Source organism: Comamonas sp. JUb58, assembly GCF_004364775.1.
In the GTDB taxonomy this organism is placed as follows: Bacteria; Pseudomonadota; Gammaproteobacteria; order Burkholderiales; family Burkholderiaceae_C; genus Comamonas.
The window spans coordinates 24,902-42,964 of record NZ_SOAL01000013.1 but is presented as its reverse complement, the minus strand read 5'-3'; the positions used below and the strand labels follow the sequence as shown (position 1 = coordinate 42,964).

The following is an 18,063-nucleotide window of genomic DNA, read 5'->3' as shown; positions in this document are numbered from 1 at the left end:
CGGGTCAGCCATAAAAAAAGCGAGTCCCAGGACTCGCTTTTTTGCTGCAGGAGGCTGCCATCGCAACCCGCACCCCACTTATTTGTCGCCCAGCACCTGGCCGTCAAAGCGCATATCGGCGTAGGCCACGGTGCGGCTGCCTTTGGCCAAACGGTAGCCCCACCAGATCAGCAGGAACACCGGCAGGCCGATATAGGTGGCAACCACGCCGCCCCAGTCGATGTGGTCCTTCAGGAAGGCCTCGTAGTTCTGGCCCAGGGTGATGACCAGGCAGAGCACAAACGCAAAGATGGGGCCGAAGGGGAACCAGGGCGAGACATAGGGCAGCTGCGACACATCATGGCCCTGTGCCACAAAGCCCTTGCGGAAGCGGTAGTGGCTGATGGCAATGCCCAGCCAGGCAATGAAACCCGTCATGCCCGAGAGGTTGAGCAGCCAGAGGTAGACCGTCTGCGGGCTGAACAAAAAGCTGAAAAAGCACAGCCCGGCCATCACCGTGGTCGCCAGCAAGGCCATCACCGGCACGCCATGGCGCGAGAGGCGGCCAAAAATGCGCGGTGCCATGCCCTGGCAGGCCAGGGTGTAGAGCATGCGAGTGGAGGCATACATGCCCGAGTTACCGGCCGACAGCACCGAGGTCAGCACCACGGCATTCATGATGACGGCGGCCGACAGCAGGCCCGCCTTCTGGAACACCAGGGTGAAGGGGCTCACGCTGATATCGCCGATGTCATTGCGCAGCAGGTGCGGGTCGGTGTAGCTGACCAGCGAGCCGATCACCGCAATCGCCAGCACATAGAACAGCAGGATGCGCCAGAACACCTGGCGCACCGCGCGCGGAATGTTCTTCGCGGGGTTCTCGGATTCAGCTGCCGCAATGCCGATCAGCTCGGTGCCCTGGAAGGAAAAGCCCACGATCATCGCCACACCGATCAAGGCCGCAAAGCCACCGGCAAAGGGCGCATCGGCCACCTGCCAGTTGGCGATGGCACCCCAGACACCGTCAGTGGGCCCGCCCTTCAGGATGCCAAAAATCATCGACACACCCAGCGCAATGAAGACCAGCACCGTCGTCACCTTGATCGCGGCAAACCAGTACTCGGCCTCGCCAAAGCCGCGCACCGAGATGGCATTGAGGGCCACCATCAGCAGCAGGAACAGCGCGCTCCACCAGTAGCCCGGCACATCGGGGAACCAGTAGGCCATCACCAGCTGCGAGGCCACCAGGTCGACCGCAATCGTGATCGCCCAGTTGTACCAGTAGTTCCAGCCCAGCGCGAAGCCAAAGCCCTCGTCCACATAGCGCGCGCCATAGGTGGCGAACGAGCCCGACACCGGCATGAAGGCCGCCAGCTCGCCCAGGCTGGTCATCAGAAAGTAGACCATCAGGCCGATGACGCCATAGGCCAGCAGCGCGCCGCCGGGGCCCGCCTGTGCAATGGTGGCACCCGATGCCACAAACAGCCCCGTGCCGATGGAGCCACCAATGGCGATCATCGACAAATGGCGTGCCTTGAGATCACGGCGCAGTTCATTGACTGGCGCGGAAGAAGATGGAGACCCAGAACCCGGCATAAACAAAAAAGCATGGCCGCAAGCGCCATGCCGACAATGACAAGGCCGCCATTATCGGGTTTTCCCCTGGCCTGCGGTCGTGGCCGCCCACAATTCCGCAACAGGGCTTGTGTTTCCAGCTAGCTGGCCAAGTCTCAGGTCAGGGTCAAGGTCTGGCTGATCGACCATTGCTGGCCCGGCGCCAGCTGCACCGGCGCGTCGATGCTCGCAGCCTCCACGCAGAGCATCTGGCGCCAGCCGTCATCGGGCATATCGGCCAAGCTGTGGCTCAGCTGCAGGCCCGGGTTCCAGACCACGATCTCGCTGGCCGTACTGCTGTGGACAATCTCCATCCGACGACCATCTGGCAGATCGGGCTGCTCAAGCTGCAGCACCTTGCCCGCTGCACCCGGTGTGGAGAACACCCGGTCAAAGCCCGGCTCGGTGGTCGCGGCAAAGCCCACATCGCCGGGCGGTTGCACAAAGCGGGTATCGGCCAGTGCATCCCAGCAGGCCAGGCCCTGGAGGCCGGACAAGCGGGTTTGCGCCACATCGTCCACCTGCAGGTAGCTGTGCAGCGCGCAGGTCATCGACCAAGGTACCTGGTCGGTGTTCTGTACATCGAGGCGAATCGACAGGCTGCCCGCCTGCACGGCAATATGCAGCCGGGCATCGAAGGCATGGGGCCAGAAGGCCCGCGTGGCCTCGCTGTCCCTCAGCTGCATGACGATACCGCCCTCATCGGCCTCCAGCATCTGCCAGGGCAGGTTGCGCGCAATGCCATGCTTGGGCAAAGGCCCGCGCACATTGAACTGCGGAAAGCAGACCGGCACGCCGCCGCGAATGGCAGCCTGGCCATCGCGCTGGCTGGCGGGGCTCAGGTAGAGGTGCTCGCGGCCATCAGCGGTCTTCCAGGACAGCAGCTGCGCGCCCTGCTCCGCCACCACAGCCGACGAGCCATCGGCCCACTGGGCACACCAGGCCGGAAAGCCTTCGTAGCTGATTCGGGTCCACGCATGCGCCATCTTTTTTGCTCCTCTGAATGCAGCCATTGTGACATTGGCAGCAGCCCTGGCTGCCGCTGGCGAGCGATACAGCGGACAGCAAAAAGGACAGCCGTAGCTGTCCTTGGTAGATGCCATATTGAAGCCAGTGCCCAGCCGCAGCCGGGCACGCTGGCTATCAATATTCCCAGAAAATGCGCTGGATTTCCTTGGGGTCGTTGGTCTTGGTCAGTGCCAAAGCTGCCAGCAGGCGGGCTTTCTCCGGACGCAGGTCATGCGCGACCACCCAGTCGTACTTGTCATCCGGCTGCTCTGCATTGCGCAGCACAAAGCCATAAGGCACGCGTGCCGAGCGGATCACCTGCACGCCCTTGCTGCGCGCTTCCTGCAGTGCGGGAACGATGCGGTCTGCCACCGAGCCATTGCCGGTGCCGGCATGCACGATCGCCTTCGCGCCGGTGCCGACGAAGGCATCAATCGCGGTGCGCGGCACATTGCCGTAGCTGTAGACCACTTCCACCGCAGGCAGGCTGGAGATGGTGTCGATGTTGAACTCCGACTGCATCGTGTGGCGCTTGATCGGTGCACGGAACCAGTAGTTCTTGCCTTCCACCACCATGCCCAGCGGTCCCCACTGGCTTTGGAAGGCATTGGTCTTGATGTTCACATCCTTGTTCACATCACGTGCGGTCTGGATCTCGTCGTTCATCGTCACGACCACGCCCTTGCCTTCGGCATCCTTGGAGGCGGCGACGCTCACGGCATTGACCAGGTTCAAAGCGCCATCGGCCGACAGCGCGGTGCCTGGGCGCATCGAGCCCACCACCACGATGGGCTTGTTGGTGTGCACCGTCAGGCTCAGGAAGTAGGCCGTCTCGGCCAGGGTGTCGGTGCCGTGGGTGATGACCACGCCATCCACATCCGGCTGCTTGACCAGCGCGGAGACGCGCTTGGCCAGCACCAGCAGGATGTCATTGGTGAAGCTCTCGGATGCAATCTGGAAGACCTGCTCACCGCGCACCTGGGCCACCTTGGACAGCTCAGGCAGGCCTGCCAGCAGCTTGTCCACCGGCACCTTGGCGGCGCTGTAGGTGGCGCTGTTCATCGCCGATGCACCGGCGCCGGCAATCGTGCCGCCAGTGGCCAGCACGACCACATTGCGCATGCCTTGCTGCGCCACCTGGGGCGCAGCCGCTGGGGCTGCTGCAGGTGCGGCGGCTACGGCGGGGGCCGCGGCTGAGGCTTGGGTCTTTTGGGGGCCGCTGGCGCAAGCGCCCAGGCTCAGGGTGACCGCCAGGGTCACGGCGCTCAGTGCGGGAAGCCTCCAGCGGGCCGCTTGGGACACCGGCAGGATTGTTGTCGATTTGTTTGGCATCAGTAGCACCTCGTGTCAAAAGCCGCTATCTTAGAAACTGTGTGCGAGCCGCGCATTGGTGAACACACCTATGGTTTTTTGCAAGCCCATAGGCTGCAAGATTGACGCCCAGGTGACGATCCGCCGACACAAAGACACATACATATTCAGGGCTATGTGGGCCGGCCGCCAAGGGGGTGACCGAGCCCGCTAGACTTGCCGGATCGGGGTTGTTACCACTGTTAATATCAACAGCTGCTTACCATGCAGCACCAAGAAAGCGCCGACCCAGCGCCCCCCGCCCCATTGCAGGAGATCAGTGCATGTTTTCGTTTTTCGAGCGGCGGGTGCCGCCCTACCCCCATGCCGAGCCCCAGGTTCCGCCCAAGGGGTTTTTTGCTTTCATGTGGGCCTGTACGCAGGGTATGCGTGGCTGGATTGGCCTGCTCACGGCCACCTCGGCGCTGCTCGCCGTCTATGAGGCCATGCTGTTTGCGGTGATGGGCCATGTGGTTGACTGGCTGGCAACCATGTCGCCCAACAACTTCTGGGCCGAGCAAGGCAGCACCGTGCTGGGCATCGTCGGCGTGCTGCTGGGCAGCGTGCTGCTGCTGGGCCTGCACACCCAGGTGATGCACCAGGTGCTGGCCATCAACTTTCCGATGCGCCTGCGCTGGGTCTTCCACCGGCTGATGCTGGGCCAGAGCATGTCCTTCTACGCCGACGAGTTTGCCGGCCGCATTACCACCAAGATCATGCAGACGGCGCTGTCCGTGCGTGAAGTAGTGTTCATGATCGTCGATGTGCTGGTGGGCGTGAGCGTCTACATGATCGGTATCCTGATCCTGGCGGCCAGCTTTGAGTGGCGGCTGATGATCCCTTTCCTGCTGTGGCTGCTGGCCTATATCGGCGCCTGCTTCTTCTTTGTGCCGCGCCTGGGCAAGATCGGCAAGGCCCAGGCCGATGCGCGCTCGATGATGACCGGCCGCGTGACCGACGCCTATACCAATATCGCCACCGTCAAGCTGTTTGCCCACACCAAGCGCGAGGCCGAATACGCCCGCAGCGCGATGGAGGCCTTCAAGCAGACCGGCCATGCGCAGATGCGCCTGGTGAGCCTGTTCGAGATCACCAACCACCTGATGATCACGATGCTGTTGCTGGGCGCATCGGGCACCGCGCTTTACCTGTGGATGAATGGCCAGGCCAGCGCCGGCGTGGTGGCGGCTGTGATCGCCATGGCCCTGCGCCTGATGGGCTATTCGCACTGGGTGATGTGGCAGATGACAGGCCTGTTTGAAAACGTCGGCACCATCCAGGACGGCATCAACACCTTGACCAAGCCGCGCAGCATCGTCGATGCCAGCGGTGCCAAGCCCCTGGTGGTGCAGCAAGGCCGTATCGAGTTCGACAACGTCAGCTTTGCCTACAAGGATGCCGGCCGCCCGGTCATCGACCAGCTCAACCTGACCATCAACCCCGGCGAACGCATTGGCCTGATTGGCCGCTCGGGCGCCGGCAAGTCGACCCTGGTCAACCTGCTGCTGCGCTTCCATGACCTGGCCGGTGGCCAGATCCGTATCGATGGCCAGGACATCTCCCAGGTCACGCAGGACAGCCTGCGCAGCAACATCGGCATGGTGACGCAAGATACCTCCTTGCTGCACCGCTCGATGCGCGACAACATCCTCTACGGCCGCCCCGACGCGAGCGAGGAAGACATGCGCCGCGCCACCGAGCGCGCCGAGGCCTCGGACTTCATCGCCACCTTGAGCGACCGTTTTGGCCGCACCGGCTACGACGCCCAGGTGGGCGAGCGCGGCGTCAAGCTCTCGGGCGGCCAGCGCCAGCGCGTGGCCATTGCCCGCGTGATGCTCAAGGATGCGCCCATCCTGCTGCTCGACGAAGCCACCAGCGCGCTGGACAGCGAGGTCGAAGCGGCCATCCAGGAAAGCCTGGACAGCCTCATGCATGGCAAGACCGTGATCGCCATCGCGCACCGCCTGTCCACCATCGCTGCGATGGACCGCTTGATCGTCATGGACAAGGGCCAGATCATCGAGCAAGGCTCGCACCAGCAACTGCTGGCGCAAGGTGGCATCTACGCCAAACTCTGGGCCCACCAGAGCGGCGGCTTCCTTGCCGAGCCAGTGGATGGACCTCTGTAAATCTGCATATGGCCATTGAACTGAAAAAGGACGTGCACGAGCGTGCCGTCCAATCCATCGAACGCTACTTTGAGCAGACCCAGGGCGAGCGCATCGGCAATATGACGGCCGCCGCGCTGCTGGACTTCTTTTTGAAGGAAATCGGCCCCAGCCTTTACAACCAGGGCGTGGCCGATGCCCAGGCCCGCCTGCATGAGCGCCTGCAGGAGCTGGACTATGAGGTCCATGAGGACGAGTTTGGCTATTGGAACAAGGCCAGCGGCAAGCGAGAATCACGGGGCTAGTCCCCTCCAGGAGCACCACGATGTTTGCGATGCCTTCCGATTCCGATGTCAGCGCCGCCGCGGTGCAGCGGCTGGTGGGCTTCTATGAGTCGCTCGCGCCCGAGAACCTCGCGCAGCTGGGCGACTATTACGCTGCAGACGCCTTTTTCAAGGATCCCTTCAACGAGGTGCGCGGCATCGCGGACATCCGCGCCATCTTTGAACACATGTTCACAGCCTTGCATGAGCCCCGTTTCATCGTCACCCAGCAGCTGGTGCAGGGCGATCGCGCGGCGCTGGAGTGGGAGTTTCGCTTTCGCTTTCAGCGCTGGAACGCGCAAGCGCCCCAGTGCATCTACGGCGCCTCGTTGCTGCACATCGATGCCGTCGGTCGCGTGGCCCATCACCGCGACTACTGGGATGCGGCAGAAGAGCTGTACGAAAAATTACCGGCAATTGGCGTCTTGATGCGCTGGCTGCGGCGCAACGCCTCGGTCAAGCGCTAGCACGCGCAAGCGCCCCAGTGTATCTACGACACCTCGTTGCTGCGCATCGATACCCAAGGACGAGGGCCCATCACCGCGACGACTGGGACGCGGCAGAAGAGCTGTACGAGAAATTACCGGCGATTGGCGTCTTGATGCGCTGGCTGCGGCGCAACGCCTCGGTCAAGCGATAGCTGCCGCAGGGCCGACCAGGCCATTAAAGGTGGTGCCCGTCACCCAGTCGATGATCTGGTCATCGGTGTACTGGCCCGATTCCTTGAGCAGGCCCAGCACCGGGTCGCAGGCACGTGCAAACAAGGTGTAGAGCACCAGCTCGGCCGGCAAGGCCGCTGGCAGCTGGTCGCTGGTCTGGGCCTGGGTGATCCAGGTGCTCAGCCGGTTGCTCAGCGCAATCAGCCGGTCCATATAGGCATCGTTGGACTGCAGCGAGGCGCTGAGGTTGGAGTTTTGCGCCGGCAGCGAGGGCATCTGCCCTTCCAGCTGGGTGCGCATGGCCCAGCCCACCACCGCCTTCAACTGCGCCAGTGCCGCGATGGGCTGGCCGGCTTCGGCCGCCTCATCGGCAGCGTTGCGCAAGCCATCGACAAAGGCCAGGGCGCGGTCCAGCACCCCGACCATGGCGGCGCCGGCCAATTCTTCCTTCGACGTGAACAGCTTGTAGAGGCTGGCCTTGGCCATGCCCGCCTCCGCCGCCACCTCGTCGACGGTCATGGCGTCGTAGCCCTTGGTCGCGAGCAGGCGGTTTACCGCCGTCACGATGGCCTCTTCACGCACACGCTGTATTTGTTCCTTGATGGCAGACCGAGCATTCATGCCGCCATTTTATGACGTCGCAGGTCATAAAAAAACTAAATGGTGCATTTTTGACATTCGTGGTTTATAGTGTGAACTCATCAGTTCAACAATTGATCTTAAAGGTTCAAACGTTTGGCTGTTGCATCTACAGGGGGTCCTTTCATGCAACGCATCGCTGTCATCGGATCGGGGATTTCTGGGCTGGCCGCTGCTACCCACCTGGCCGGCTCGCAGACTTCGCACCGGGTCTGCCTGTTGGAGGGCGGCAGCCATTTCGGCGGCCATGCCAACACGGTGGACCTGAGTCTGGATGGCATCACGCATGGCGTGGACACCGGCTTTCTGGTGTTCAACCACCGCACCTACCCCTTGCTGACCCAGCTCTTCCAAGACCTGCAGGTCGATACGGTGGCCTCCGAGATGTCGTTCTCCGTCCAGGTGCCCGCTGCCAACGGGGCATCTGCGCTGGAATGGAGTGGCCGCTCCCTGGGCAGCGTGTTTGCCCAAAAACGCAACCTGCTGCGCCCGCGCTTCTGGGGCATGCTGCGCGACATCGCCCGCTTCAACCAGCTGACCACCGAGATCGCCGAGCGCCAGGCCGAGGCGGAGATGACGGCCTCGATCGCTGCATTCTTGGATCAGCACCGCTTCTCTGCCGCGTTCCGCAGCGACTACCTGCTGCCGATGCTGGGCTGCATCTGGTCTTGCCCCACAGACCAGATGCTGCACTTCCCCATCGCCACGATGATTCGCTTCTGCCACAACCACGGCCTGATCCAGGTGCGCGACCGGCCGCAGTGGTACAGCGTGCGCGGCGGCTCACGCCAGTATGTGCGCCGCCTGCTGGCCCGCTTAACGCAGGATGGCCGCCACGAAGCGCGCCTGAACACGCCGGTGCTCGGCCTGCAGCGCCATCCGCAGGGCGTGATGGTGCAGATGGCGCAGGGCGCCGAATGGTTTGACGCGGTGGTTCTGGCCTGCCACAGCGACCAGGCCTTGCAGCTGCTGGGCGATGGTGCGACGGCCGCAGAGCGCGCGGTGCTCGGCAGCATCCGCTACCAGCCCAACGAGGCGGTCCTGCACACCGACAGCAGCGTGCTGCCCCAGCGCCAGGCGGCCTGGGCCGCATGGAACTACGAGCGCGCCGCCGCATCCAGCACCGAGCAAGCGGGCGTCTGCCTGCACTACCTGATCAACCAGCTCCAGCCCCTGCCCTGGCAGCAGCCGGTGCTGGTGTCGCTCAACCCGGCGCGGCCGATTGCCGCAGACCAGGTGCATTCCCGCATCCAGTACAGCCACCCGGTGTTTGACCAGGCGGCCATCTTGGCCCAGCGCCAGCTGCCCCAACTGCAGGGCCAGCTGAGCACCTGGTACTGCGGCGCCTGGTGCGGCTACGGCTTCCATGAGGACGGGCTGCGCTCCGGCCTGGCTGCTGCTGAGAGCCTGTGCCAGTCGCTGGCCGGCACAGCGCCAGCCCTGCAAGCGCCTGCGCTCGAGGAGGCCGCATGAGCAACCGCTCGCTGATCGGCTTTGGCCACATCTGGCACCAGCGCTTGCGCCCGGTGGTGCATGCCTTCCGCTACCCCGGGTATTTCCTGCTGCTGCCTTTGCGCAGCTTGCGTGACCAGCCCGATGCGCTGCTGCGCCGCAACCGGCGCGCCGCGATCAGCTTTTATGACCGCGACCACGGCGACGGCAGCGCGGACTGCCTGGCCTGGTTTGACCAGCTGCTGCAGCAAGAAGGCATCAAGGATGCGGTCGGCGAGGTCTGGCTGCACACCTTCCCCCGCGTGCTGGGCTATGCCTTCAAGCCGGTCAGCTTCTGGTATGCGCACCGCGCCGATGGTTCGCTGGCAGCGGTGTTGGCCGAGGTCAACAACACCTTTGGCGAACGCCATGCCTACCTGCTGGCCGGGCCCGATCTGGCCTGGGGCACGGAGCAGGTGGCGGCCAAGTGCTTCCATGTATCGCCGTTTTGTACGGTCCAGGGTGAGTACCGCTTCCGCTTTGTGCGCAGCGACAACCGCAACCTCGTGCAGGTCGATCTGCATGACGAGGCCGGCCCACTGCTGCGCACCGGCGTCGCAGGCACGCTCCAGCCCTTGACCCCTGCCAGCGTGCGGCGCGCATTCTGGGGCATCCCCTTGATGACCTGGGGCGTCGTGCTCCGCATCCACTGGCAGGCGCTGCGCCTCTGGTTCAAACGCCTGCCTTTCCACCGCAAACCCACCGAGCCCAAGCGCTTCGTCACACGATGAACTCCACCACTGCATCCCTGCCGAGCCCGTCCGCCCAAGCTGGACGCTCCATCCCCCGCAGCGCGCGCCAGGTGCTGCAGCTGCTGGAACAACTGCCCTGCGGCCAGCTGGACCTGCAACTGCCCGATGGGAAACTGCGGCACTTCAGCCAACAGCCCGCAGCGCAGGCCGATGCACGCTGTGCCATCCAGGATTGGGAGGCGCTGGAGCGCGTGCAGCGCTCGGGCGATATCGGCCTGGCCGAAGGCTATATCGACGGCCAGTGGGACAGCCACGATCTGACCGCGCTGCTGCGCCTGTGCATCGCCAACCGAGACCACATGGAGAGCCTCGTGTATGGCCACTGGTGGGGCCGGCTGGGCTTCCGCCTGCGCCACCTGCTCAACCGCAACACCCGCTCGGGAAGTGCCCGCAACATCCATGCCCACTATGACCTGGGCAATGATTTCTACCGCCTGTTCCTAGACCCGAGCATGAACTACAGCGCGGCCTGGTTCGAGGGGCGCAGCGGCACTGCGCTGGCACAGGCCGATCTGCGGCAGGCCCAGCAGGCCAAGATGCGCCGGGCCTTGCAAGAGACCGGGCTGCAGCCCGGCCAGCGCCTGCTGGAGATTGGCTGCGGCTGGGGCGCTCTGGCCCAGACCGCCGCCACCGAGTTTGGCGCCCAGGTGACCGGGGTGACCTTGTCGCGCGAACAGCGCCAATGGGGCCTGGAGCGCATTGCGCAAGCGGGGCTGCAAGCCCAGGTCGATCTGCGCTACCAGGACTACCGCGATCTGGCGGCCCAGCACCAGTCGCAGCCCTTTGATGCCATCGTGTCCATCGAGATGTTTGAAGCGGTGGGCCAGGAGTACTGGCAGAGCTATTTCCAGTCGCTGCGCCAGTGCCTCAAGCCCGGTGGCTATGCCTGCGTGCAATCCATCACCTTGCGCGATGACCTGTTTGCGCGCTACCTGCGCTCCACCGATTTCATCCAGCAGTACATCTTCCCCGGCGGCTTGCTGCCCAGCGTCCCGGCCTTTGAGCGCGAAGCGCGCCGCGCCGGCTTGACGGTGGAGAAGAAGCTGCACTTTGGCAGCGACTATGCCGAAACGCTGCGGCGCTGGCGCCAGGCCTTTGAGCAGCAGATCGATGCCATCCGCGCGCAGGGCTTTGATGAACGCTTTTTGCGCATCTGGCGCTTCTACCTTGCCTACTGCGAGGCCTCGTTCGACATGGGCAACACCGATGTGGTCCAGTTCACGTTGCGCAGGCCCGACCATGCCTGACCTCCGCCGACGCCAAGCCCTGGGCTGGGGCGCCAGCCTTCTTGCTCTTTCCATGACTGCCATGACCCACGACCTCCTCGCCGCCACTCCTGCCATCCCTGCCGAGCTGGGCAGCACCTTGCCGGGCGCGCGCCTGGTCGGCACCGGTGTGCTGCGGTTCTTTGGGCTGCGGGTGTATGAGGCGCGCCTGTGGGCCGCTGCCGGCTTCAACCCGCTGGACTACGCACGCCAGCCCTTTGCGCTGGAGCTGGTCTATGACCGCAAGCTGGAGGGCGAGGCCATTGCGGAGCGCTCCATCGCCGAGATGCGCCGCGTTGCGCCCTTCTCCGAGGAGCAGGGCCGCCAGTGGCTGCGCATGATGAAGCAGGCCTTTCCCGATGTGGTGGCGCAGGACCGCCTGCTGGGCCTGAACGACGGCACAGGCAAGGTCGTTTTTCTGTACAACGGGCGCGAGACCGCCACCATTGACGATGCGCTGTATGCGCGCCTGTTCTTTGGCATCTGGCTGTCGGAGCAAACCAGCGCACCGGCGCTGCGCGCCGCGCTGCTGGGCCAGGGCTGAGGACGGTCCGCCATGAACGCCATCCCGGTTCAGCAAGCGCTTTCTTGGCGCACAGGGCTGGCCTATGGCGCGCTGGCGGCACCGCTGGCCTTTGTATCGCTGCCTCTATACGTGACCCTGCCCCACTACTATGCGGCCGTGGCCGGCGCGCCGCTGGCCGGCCTGGGCGCTGTGCTGCTCGCCACCCGGGCCTTTGATGCGCTGCTGGACCCGGCGCTGGGCCGCCTGGCGGACCGCCTGCTGCAGCGCGGGCGGCATGCTGCCTGGCTGGTGGCGGCGCTGGGCAGTCTGGCCATGGCCTTGGGGTTTTTTGCGCTCTGGCACCCGCCCACCAGCAACCCGTTCCAGATGCTGGGCTGGCTCGCCGCCTGCCTGCTGCTGAGCACGGTGGCCTACAGCGCGGTCGCCATCCTGCACCAGACCTGGGGCACCCGCTGGGGTGGCCAGGCTGCCTGGCGCACGCAGGTGACGGCCTGGCGCGAGGGCGCCACCTTGCTGGGCGTGCTCGTTGCCAGTGTGCTGCCCAGCCTGCTGGGCATGGATGCGACCAGTGCCGTGCTGCTGGCCGCGCTGGGCCTGGGTTTGCTGGGCTTGTACCGGCTGCGCGATCCGCTCGCTGACGCTGCGCATGCCGGCGTACTGGCCACGCAGCGTGATGCCCTGCCCCAGGCCGCGCCCTGGCGCGATGCCGCGTTTCGCCGGCTGCTGTCGGTCTTCATGCTCAACGGCATTGCCGCGGCAATACCGGCCACGCTCTTGCCCTTCTTTGTCGTAGACCGGCTCCAGGCGCCCGAGCTGCTGCCGCTGTTCTTGCTGTGCTACTTCGCCGCTGCGGCACTTGGCCTGCCGCTGTGGGTCAAAGCGGTGGCCCGCTGGGGCCTGGCGCCCAGCTGGCGCGCCGGCATGCTGGCTAGCGTCATCGCCTTTTTCTCCGCATCCTTGCTGGGCGCGGGGGATGCCTGGGCCTTTGCGGCCATCTGCATCGCCAGCGGCCTGGCGCTGGGCGCCGACCTGGCGGTGCCCGGCGCGCTGCTTACCGGTGTGATCCACGAATCGGGCCATGGGGGATCCGGCGACGGGCGCTACCTGGGCTGGTGGGCCTGTGCCACCAAGCTCAACCTGGCCCTTGCCGCCGGGCTCTGCCTGCCGCTGCTCGCCGTTGCCGGCTACCACAGCGGCAGCACCGACACCGCCGGTCTGCAGGCGCTGGCCTGGGCCTATGGCGGCCTGCCCTGCCTGCTCAAGCTATTGGCCCTGGCTTCTCTCTGGCGCGCTGAGCGCCTGCAACCCTCCTGGAGGTAACGATGACATCCACGCCAAGCACCCACCGCTTCATCACCCTGCGGCGCGCCGGAATCGGCCTGGCCCTGGTCGGCACGCTGGCGCTGCTCAGCGCCTGCGCCAGCCCCTCGGTCGAGGACTATGCCCAGGAGCGCCCGGCGCTGGACCTGCGCCAGTATTTCAACGGCCCGCTCACGGCGCATGGGATGTTCACCGACCGCCAGGGCAAGGTGGTCAAGCGCTTTACCGTGCAGATGACCGGCAAGTGGACCGGCAATGAGGGCGTGCTGGAAGAGCACTTTGTCTACAGCGATGGCACGACGCAGGAACGCACCTGGCACATCCAGTACCTGGGTGAGGGCCGCTACAGCGGCCAGGCGGGGGATGTCGTCGGCCCTGCCACGGGCCAGGCCGCCGGCAACGCGCTGCACTGGAACTATGTGCTGGCCTTGCCGGTGAACGGCCGGGTCTGGAATGTGCGAATGGACGACTGGATGTACCTGATGGACGGGCGCACCATGCTCAACCGCACAGCGATGAGCAAGTTCGGCATCCACCTGGGCGATCTGACCATCTCCTTCACCAAGGGGTCGGAGTAATGTCGCTGCTGCAAGCCCAGCTCAATCCGCCGATGGCCGATTGGCAAGGCCAGTCGGTGTGGATCATCGGCGCCTCCACCGGCATTGGCCGGGCCACCGCTGAGGCACTGCAAGCCCGGGGCGCACGCGTCATCGTATCGGCCCGGGATGTTGCTGCGCTGCAGGACTTTGCCAGCGGCCGCCCAGGCTGCCTGGCACTAGCGCTGGATGTGAGCCAGCCCGACACCGTGGCCGCTGCCGCGCAAGCGGTACACACCGCCCTGGGTGCTGCGCCCGACCTGGTGCTGTACTGCGCAGGCCACTACCGGCCGCTGCGCGCCACCGCCTTTGACCTGCCCGAGATGCAGAAACACCTGGCCGTCAACTATGTCGGTGTACTGCAGGTGCTGGACGCCATCCTCCCGATGCTGCTGCAAGCGGGCCGAGGCCATATCGCGCTGGTCGGCAGCGTCGCCGGCTACCGGGGGCTGCCGATGTCGCTCGCCTATGGCCCCACCAAGGCCGCACTCAACAACCTGGCAGAAAACCTCTACCTGGATCTGCACCCCAGAGGGCTGGGCGTGTCCATCATCAACCCCGGCTTTGTCGAGACCCCCTTGACTGCCCAGAACAGCTTCCGCATGCCCGCACTGATCAGCCCCGCCGAAGCCGCACAGCACATGTTGCAAGGCTGGGCGCGCGGACAGTTCGAGATGAACTTCCCCCGCCGCTTTACCCGCTGGATGCGCCTGCTGCGCTGCCTGCCCGACCGCTGGTACTTTGCCAGCGTGCGGCGGATTACCAAGGCTTGATGCGGGGTCCGGGATGACACCGGCACGTAATGCGCGCCCATTGCCGGAGGCCCAACAGTGGGCCAGTCTGACCCCAGGCTTGTTCATCCACTTCTCCCGTTTGGCCCTGCCCTAGACACAAAAGGAAATCTACGATGCCTTTCTCCACAAGTGCTCTCATCCGCGCCACGGCCATGGCGCTGCTCATCACTGGCTCCGCAGTCGCGCTGCCCGGTTGCGCCGTTTCCGTCCCCCACGGTGTTCAGCCGGTCAGCAACTTTGACGCCAGCAAGTACATGGGTACCTGGTATGAGCTGGCACGCATTGACCACCGTTTTGAAAAAGGCCTGACCCAGGTGACCGCTACCTACAGCCTGAATAGCGATGGCAGCGTGACCGTGCTGAACCGTGGCTATGACGCTGCCAAGCAGAAGTGGCGCGAGTCGGAAGGCAAGGCACACTTCCTCGGACAGGCCGATAAGGCTGCGTTGAAAGTCTCGTTCTTCGGTCCCTTCTACGGCGGCTACAACGTGGTCAGCCTTGATGACCAGTACCACACCGCCTTGGTCATCGGCAGCAGCCTGGACTACATGTGGATTCTGTCTCGCAGCAAGAACATTCCGGAGACTCAGCGGCAAGCCCTACTGGAGAAAGCGCAGACTTTGGGTATCGATTTGGCTAAGGTGATACGGGTCGAGCAGTAACCCTGCTTGGATGGATGGCCCCCATACCTAGGCGCCCAAAAAAAAACGCAGCCACCCAGGCTGCGTTTTCACATTCAAAGCGCCACACGCCCCCGCCCAAGCAGCGGCGTGCGAGCTTCTCTATCAGCAGTCGCCCACGCGCTTGCTGGTCACCGTGGTGGTCATGCCCTGGCCGGCCATGTCCATCTTGCTGGTGACGGTGTTCTCGGTGGGCGAGACGTAGACGGCTTCGAGGTCCATGCTCATCTTGCCGTCGCCGCAGCTGAAGTGCATCGATTCCTTGTTGCCATCGGTCTTCACGTCGGCGGGGCTGCAGCCTGGCATGCTCTTGAGTTGCGAATCGGCCAGCGATTGCAGGGTCTTGCCAGCCATTTCTGGAGTGATGCACATCTCTTGCACCAGCTTGCCGCCTTCGATCTTCGCGTTGTCCAGGTTGGCGGCCTTCTTTTGCTCAGGCGACATGGTCTTGAGGGCCTGCTCCACACCGGTCAGGGCCTGCTGGCCCATGGGGCCGCTCATCTCGGTGGTGGCCTGCCACTTGCCGGGCTGCACCTTTTGTGCGGCAGCGGCGGGCGCTGGCGCTGGCGCGGGGGCCGGTGCCGGTGCTGCTGCAGGCGCTGGGGCCGGGGCGGCGGCAGCCGGTGGGCTGCTGGGGGTTTCTTCCTTCTTGCTGCAACCCATCAAACCGGCACAGACGACCACGGCGGCTACTGCGATTCCTGTTAGTTTTTCCATTTTTTCTCTCCTCGTTGCGGCACGGCATCGGCATGCAGCGTGCTACGCCTTGCCCTCCCTATGAGCACAAGCGCGTGGCCGCAGTGTATCGATCTAAGACGTAGAAATGGTTACCAATTGCGTTCCCAACCCAGTTCCATCGGGTCCGCAAAACATGGCAACACATGCGCTTCCGCCCACTCAGCGGGCTGGGCGACTGCAGTAGTAAAGAATGTAAACAAGCTTAAAATACCGCGAATAATTCTTATTCATAACTTCCCATGCGCTCCACTTTCAGCTGGACCCTGGCCCTGCTGGCCGGTTTGCTCAGCGGCCCTGCCTTTGCCCAAACGCCCGCTGCGGCGCCTGCAGCCACTACCGCTGCCCCCCAAGCCCAAGCCACCGATGCCCGCCAGCTCTGGCAGCTGCTGGACTATGTCGCCGTCGACTACGGCGGCGCGGTCGAGAACGGCCAGATCGCCAGCGAAGGCGAATATGCCGAGATGCTGGACTTCAGCGCCAATGCCTTGCAGCAGGCCCAGGCGCTGCCTGCCCATGCCGACAAGGCCCGGGTTGTGGCACTGGCTGGGCAGTTGCGCGCGGCGGTGCAAGCCAAGGCAGCGGCCGATGACGTAGCCCAGCTGGCCCACCAGGCGGCCCAGTTGCTGGTGGCGGCCTACCCGATGCCAGTGGCACCGGCCAAGGCTCCCGATATAACAAAAGGCTCTCAACTCTTTCAACAAATCTGTGCGAGCTGCCATGGCGCAAGCGGCGGTGGCGATGGCCCGGCGGCACAAGGACTGGATCCGCAGCCGATTGCCTTCAGCGATGCCCAGCGTGCCAATGCCCGCAGCCTGATGGCCTTGTACCAGGTGACCTCGCAAGGCGTGGAAGGCACCTCGATGGTGTCCTTTGGCGCGTTGCCCGAGGACGACCGCTGGGCGCTGGCCTATTTTGTCGGTGGCCTGTCGTACAACGACGAACTGCGCGCCACCGGCAAGGCGCTGTGGCAGAGCGATGCGGGCCTGCGCGCACGCTTTGGCGACCTGGCCGCCCTCAGCACCACCACCGCGCAAAGCCTGACCCCGGCCATGCCGATCGAACAGGCCCGCGCGGTGCTTGCCTATCTGCGCGCCAACCCCGAGGTCATCAGCGAAGGCAAGGCCACTGGCGTGGCCCTGTCGCGCCAGCGCCTGGCGCAAAGCCTGCTGGCACTCAAGGCGGGCGACCGCAACCAGGCGATGAAGCTGGCCCTGTCTGCCTACCTGGACGGCTTTGAGCCGCTGGAGCCGACGATTGCTGCGCGCAACAAGGCCTTGATGACCCAGGTCGAATCGGCCATGGTGCAGTACCGCGCTACGGTGGCCAGCGGCAGCTTGCCAGAGGCCGAGGCCGCCGCACAGCAGCTGCAGACCATGTTTGGCCAGGTCGAGGCCGAGCTGAACGCCGGCGCCTCCGACGCCACCGCCACCTTTGTTGGCGCACTCACCATCTTGCTGCGCGAAGGGCTGGAGGCCTTGCTGATCGTCATCGGCATGGTGGCGCTGCTGCGCAAGGCCGGCCGCCAGGATGCGCTGCGCTATGTGCATGCGGGCTGGAGCTCGGCCCTGGTGGCAGGCGGCCTGACCTGGGCCGTGGCCACCTACCTGGTCGAGATCAGCGGCGCCAGCCGCGAGGTGACCGAGGGCCTGGGCTCCGTGCTGGCCGCCCTGGTGCTGCTGAGCGTGGGCTTGTGGATGCACAGCAAGAGCAGCGCTGGCCGCTGGCAAGCCTATTTGAGCGAAAAGCTCTCGGCCAGCATGGGCCAGGGCTCCATGTGGGGGCTGTTTGCGCTGGCCTTTGTCTCCGTCTACCGCGAGGTGTTCGAGACCGTGCTGTTCTTCTCGGCCCTGGCCTCGGACGGCCACCACGGCGCGCTGCTGGGCGGCGGCCTGGCTGCCGTGGCGATTCTGGCAGCCATTGCCTGGGTGCTGCTGCGCACCAGCGCCCGCATGCCCATCGGCCGCTTTTTCTCGGCCACCTCGATCCTCGTGGCCGTGCTGGCCGTGGTGCTGGTAGGCAAGGGGGTCTCGTCACTGCAAGAAGCCGGCTGGGTCAGTGCCACGCCGCTGCTGGCCGCGCCACGCATCGAGCTGCTGGGCATGTTCCCCACGGTAGAGACGCTGCTGGCCCAGGCCATCGTGCTGGCCCTCGTGGTGTTTGGCTTTGCCTACAACCGCGCTGCAGCGCACAAGGCGCTGGGCGCCCAGCACTAAGTACCGCC

At 64.9% G+C, this 18,063-nt stretch carries 17 protein-coding genes and 1 pseudogene; 13 read left to right on the top strand and 5 right to left on the bottom strand.

The genetic code is table 11. The annotated features are described in order from the left end of the window. Positions 1-78: 78 nt before the first annotated feature. From EDF71_RS15110 to EDF71_RS15100, 3 genes are all read right to left on the bottom strand, one after another. Positions 79-1,575, bottom strand: coding sequence for an amino acid permease (locus EDF71_RS15110; protein ID WP_133857407.1), 1,497 nt, complete (start codon positions 1,573-1,575; stop codon positions 79-81). 134 nt (positions 1,576-1,709) lie between these two features. Further along, complete coding sequence (locus tag EDF71_RS15105) at positions 1,710-2,579, bottom strand: D-hexose-6-phosphate mutarotase (protein WP_133857406.1); 870 nt, start codon at positions 2,577-2,579, stop codon at positions 1,710-1,712. 157 nt (positions 2,580-2,736) lie between these two features. Further along, positions 2,737-3,933: a type II asparaginase gene (locus tag EDF71_RS15100; RefSeq protein WP_133857405.1), complete on the bottom strand. Its 1,197-nt coding sequence runs from the start codon at positions 3,931-3,933 to the stop codon at positions 2,737-2,739. Positions 3,934-4,235: 302 nt separating this feature from the next. Here EDF71_RS15100 and EDF71_RS15095 point away from each other — a divergent pair, with 302 nt between their 5' ends. From EDF71_RS15095 to EDF71_RS25445, 4 genes and pseudogenes are all read left to right on the top strand, one after another. Further along, positions 4,236-6,080: an ABC transporter ATP-binding protein gene (locus tag EDF71_RS15095; RefSeq protein WP_133857404.1), complete on the top strand. Its 1,845-nt coding sequence runs from the start codon at positions 4,236-4,238 to the stop codon at positions 6,078-6,080. A gap of 8 nt (positions 6,081-6,088) precedes the next feature. Then, positions 6,089-6,364, top strand: a complete 276-nt coding sequence (locus EDF71_RS15090) for a DUF2164 domain-containing protein (RefSeq protein ID WP_133857403.1) — start codon at positions 6,089-6,091, stop codon at positions 6,362-6,364. A 20-nt stretch (positions 6,365-6,384) separates the two neighbouring features. Then, the gene (locus EDF71_RS15085; protein WP_133857402.1) at positions 6,385-6,849 is read left to right on the top strand and encodes a nuclear transport factor 2 family protein; all 465 of its coding nucleotides are present in this window, start codon (positions 6,385-6,387) and stop codon (positions 6,847-6,849) included. A 48-nt stretch (positions 6,850-6,897) separates the two neighbouring features. Beyond that, a pseudogene (locus EDF71_RS25445) lies at positions 6,898-7,022 on the top strand (nuclear transport factor 2 family protein); the annotation flags it as partial. Here EDF71_RS25445 and EDF71_RS15075 read toward each other — a convergent pair. Then, entirely contained in the window at positions 7,012-7,662 is a 651-nt protein-coding gene (locus EDF71_RS15075) for a helix-turn-helix domain-containing protein (protein WP_133857401.1), read from the bottom strand. The pseudogene EDF71_RS25445 and the gene EDF71_RS15075 sit on opposite strands and share 11 nt — an antisense overlap. A gap of 144 nt (positions 7,663-7,806) precedes the next feature. Between EDF71_RS15075 and EDF71_RS15070 the strand changes: the two genes are divergently transcribed. The 8 genes from EDF71_RS15070 to EDF71_RS15035 all read left to right on the top strand — a co-directional run bounded on the left by EDF71_RS15070 (position 7,807) and on the right by EDF71_RS15035 (position 15,086). Then, positions 7,807-9,153 (top strand): FAD-dependent oxidoreductase, encoded by a 1,347-nt coding sequence (locus tag EDF71_RS15070; RefSeq protein ID WP_133857400.1) that lies wholly within the window; start codon positions 7,807-7,809, stop codon positions 9,151-9,153. Next, a complete protein-coding gene (locus EDF71_RS15065) occupies positions 9,150-9,902 on the top strand; it encodes a DUF1365 domain-containing protein (RefSeq protein WP_133857399.1) in 753 nt (250 codons plus the stop codon). Before EDF71_RS15070 ends, EDF71_RS15065 begins: the two co-directional genes overlap by 4 nt. Continuing rightward, on the top strand, positions 9,899-11,170 hold the full coding sequence (locus EDF71_RS15060; protein ID WP_133857398.1) for a cyclopropane-fatty-acyl-phospholipid synthase family protein: 1,272 nt from the start codon (positions 9,899-9,901) through the stop codon (positions 11,168-11,170). The genes EDF71_RS15065 and EDF71_RS15060 overlap by 4 nt, the downstream gene beginning before the upstream one ends. Next, positions 11,163-11,732 (top strand): chalcone isomerase family protein, encoded by a 570-nt coding sequence (locus EDF71_RS15055; protein WP_133857397.1) that lies wholly within the window; start codon positions 11,163-11,165, stop codon positions 11,730-11,732. The genes EDF71_RS15060 and EDF71_RS15055 overlap by 8 nt, the downstream gene beginning before the upstream one ends. 12 nt (positions 11,733-11,744) lie before the next feature. After that, positions 11,745-13,034: an MFS transporter gene (locus tag EDF71_RS15050; protein ID WP_133857396.1), complete on the top strand. Its 1,290-nt coding sequence runs from the start codon at positions 11,745-11,747 to the stop codon at positions 13,032-13,034. Positions 13,035-13,036: 2 nt separating this feature from the next. Continuing rightward, a complete protein-coding gene (locus EDF71_RS15045) occupies positions 13,037-13,612 on the top strand; it encodes a DUF3833 domain-containing protein (protein WP_133857395.1) in 576 nt (191 codons plus the stop codon). After that, positions 13,612-14,403 carry an SDR family NAD(P)-dependent oxidoreductase gene (locus EDF71_RS15040; RefSeq protein WP_133857394.1) on the top strand — a complete coding sequence of 264 codons (792 nt, stop codon included), beginning with the start codon at positions 13,612-13,614 and terminating at the stop codon, positions 14,401-14,403. The genes EDF71_RS15045 and EDF71_RS15040 overlap by 1 nt, the downstream gene beginning before the upstream one ends. A 134-nt stretch (positions 14,404-14,537) precedes the next feature. After that, entirely contained in the window at positions 14,538-15,086 is a 549-nt protein-coding gene (locus EDF71_RS15035) for a lipocalin family protein (protein ID WP_208301066.1), read from the top strand. A 123-nt stretch (positions 15,087-15,209) separates the two neighbouring features. Here the strand turns inward: EDF71_RS15035 and EDF71_RS15030 are convergent, their stop codons facing one another. Next, complete coding sequence (locus EDF71_RS15030) at positions 15,210-15,821, bottom strand: DUF3617 family protein (RefSeq protein WP_133857393.1); 612 nt, start codon at positions 15,819-15,821, stop codon at positions 15,210-15,212. A 260-nt stretch (positions 15,822-16,081) separates the two neighbouring features. Here EDF71_RS15030 and EDF71_RS15025 point away from each other — a divergent pair, with 260 nt between their 5' ends. Next, positions 16,082-18,055 (top strand): cytochrome c/FTR1 family iron permease, encoded by a 1,974-nt coding sequence (locus EDF71_RS15025; RefSeq protein ID WP_133857392.1) that lies wholly within the window; start codon positions 16,082-16,084, stop codon positions 18,053-18,055. Positions 18,056-18,063 lie beyond the last annotated feature (8 nt).